This is a genomic window from Neisseria sp. P0001.S005, assembly GCF_051963715.1.
Window position 1 is genome coordinate 1 of sequence record NZ_JBQCTZ010000339.1, and the last position, 2,180, is coordinate 2,180.

At 52.9% G+C, this 2,180-nt stretch carries 2 protein-coding genes and 2 pseudogenes; 1 reads left to right on the plus strand and 3 read right to left on the minus strand.

The features are described from left to right. A pseudogene (gene prfB, locus ACTHSP_RS19850) lies at nucleotides 1-137 on the minus strand (peptide chain release factor 2); the annotation flags it as partial. 97 nt (nucleotides 138-234) lie between these two features. Beyond that, nucleotides 235-951 carry a tRNA pseudouridine(65) synthase TruC gene (truC, locus tag ACTHSP_RS19855; RefSeq protein WP_440346760.1) on the minus strand — a complete coding sequence of 239 codons (717 nt, stop codon included), beginning with the start codon at nucleotides 949-951 and terminating at the stop codon, nucleotides 235-237. A 140-nt stretch (nucleotides 952-1,091) separates the two neighbouring features. On the opposite strand from truC, the gene ACTHSP_RS19860 reads away from it, so the two are divergent. After that, nucleotides 1,092-1,820 carry a TIGR00730 family Rossman fold protein gene (locus ACTHSP_RS19860; RefSeq protein WP_314511258.1) on the plus strand — a complete coding sequence of 243 codons (729 nt, stop codon included), beginning with the start codon at nucleotides 1,092-1,094 and terminating at the stop codon, nucleotides 1,818-1,820. Nucleotides 1,821-1,931: 111 nt separating this feature from the next. Here ACTHSP_RS19860 and ACTHSP_RS19865 read toward each other — a convergent pair. Then, nucleotides 1,932-2,180, minus strand: a pseudogene (locus tag ACTHSP_RS19865) (multidrug ABC transporter ATP-binding protein); the annotation flags it as partial.

A 2,180-nucleotide genomic window follows, 5' to 3' on the forward strand; every position in this document is an offset into this window, starting at 1 on the left:
GGGTCTTCGGAGAGGCCGACGACTTCTTCAAGGCGGTCTTTTTTGCCTTGGTAGTCCATATAGACGCGGATGTCTTCGCTGCGCTTCTCCAAGTCGTTTAGGGTGTTGTTAAGCTGGTTGATTACTTCGGCTTCCATGATTCTTGTGTTCTTTCAAAATTTTAGGGGCGTATTGTAAGGGATTTGCCTGTTTTTTTCCATGACCGGGCCATCTGAAAATGTGCGGTTGGGGTTTTCAGACGGCCTCGGTTTTGAATTTTTCCATCCAAAGCCGCCAGTCGTTGTCTGTCGGCGCGTTTACAGTAATCCGACTACCGTCTTCTATGCTTTGAAAACTGAGGCTCTGCGCGTGCAACATCAGGCGTTGCGTGCCGATATGTTCGGCAACGGCATGGTTTTGGCGTAAATCGCCGTAGTTGGTGTCGCCGATGATGGGGTGAAAAATGTGTTTCATATGGCGGCGGAGTTGGTGTTTGCGGCCGGTGTGCGGCGTGAGTTCGGCCCACGAATAACGCGAAGTCGGATAACGCAGGGCGGACTGGAACGGCAGCTCGGTTTGTGCCAGACAGCGGTAGGCGGTTTGCGCTTCCTGCAAAGTCGCTTCGGTCTGCGCTTCAGCGATTTTGTCGGGCATATATTTGAGGGCGTAATCAATCAGGCCGTCTGAAGGCAGATGACCGCGGACAATCGCCCAATAGGTTTTTTCGATGGTTTTGTTTTCAAACTGCTGCGTCAATAACCGTGCGGCTTCCGTATCGAGGGCAAACAGCAAGACGCCGGAAGTCGGGCGGTCGAGGCGGTGGACGGGATAGACGTGCTGCCCGATTTGGTCGCGCAGGGTCTGCACGGCAAAACGGGTTTCATGTTTGTCTAACCAGCTTCGGTGCACCAGCATTCCGGCAGGTTTGTTGACGGCAATGGTGCGGCTGTCGCGGTGGATAATATCGAGCATGGCGGAGCAATTTAATAAAAGCAGATATTGTAACGGGCTTTTGAAAATGTGGCAGGCACACTTGCCGCCGAAACCCAACTTTCAGACGGCCCGCCCCTTTCGGGTTACAATACTGCACATAAAAACACGAAGGAAAAGCCGTGAGCCTGCTCAAAAAACTGCCCAAACCCATGCTGCCCGATGAAACCCGCCGCGATATTCAGGCGCGCGAGTCGTATCATGTATTGAAGATTATTTCCGAATTTGTCGAAGCCGGCGAAGAATTGCGCGCCATTCAGCCAGCTGTCAGCATTTACGGCAGCGCGCGCACGCCCGAAAACCATCCCGACTACGCGTTCACATTGCGCTTGGCGCGCAAACTGTCGGATGCCGGATTTTCCGTCATTTCCGGCGGCGGGCCGGGCATTATGGAAGCGGCCAACAAAGGCGCGTTTGCAGGCGCAAGTCCGGCGGTGGGGCTGAATATCGTGTTGCCGCACGAGCAAAAAGCCAATCCGTATCAGGATTTGTCGATTAAATTTCAACACTTCTTCCCGCGCAAAGTCATGTTCGTCAAACACGCCGTGGCGTATGTCGTCATACCCGGCGGTTTCGGCACATTGGACGAATTGTTTGAAAGCCTGACTTTGGTGCAAACCGGCAAAACGCCCGACCGCCCGATTATCTTAGTGGGCAAAGCATTTTGGGCGGGACTGTTGGACTGGATACGCGAGCAGTTGCTGGGCAGAAACCTGATTTTGGAAGAGGATTTGAACCTGATCCGCGTCATCGACGACGAAGACGAAATCATCGAAGAAATCTTCGCCCATTACGAAAACCGCTTGGAAGACTTGTCCGAACACCAAAATGCTTGGTCGCTGGGGCTGTAAAAAACTACGGTTTCAACTGAAAAAGGGCGGTTATCCCACCTACCCTTTGATTCATGAATAAAGGCCGTCTGAAAATGTTTTCAGACGGCCTTTTATCTTCTTTCAAAGCGCTTAATTGTTTTCCCACTCGACATGCTCACTCAAGAAGCCGCCGCTTTGGTGCGCCCAAAGTTTGGCGTACAGGCCTTGTTTCTCGAGCAACTCGGTGTGGCTGCCTTCTTCGATGATGCGGCCTTTGTCCAAGACGATGAGGCGGTCCATCGCGGCGATGGTGGAGAGGCGGTGGGCGATGGCAATCACGGTTTTGCCTTCCATCATTTTGTCGAGGCTTTCTTGGATGGCGGCTTCGACTTCGGAGTC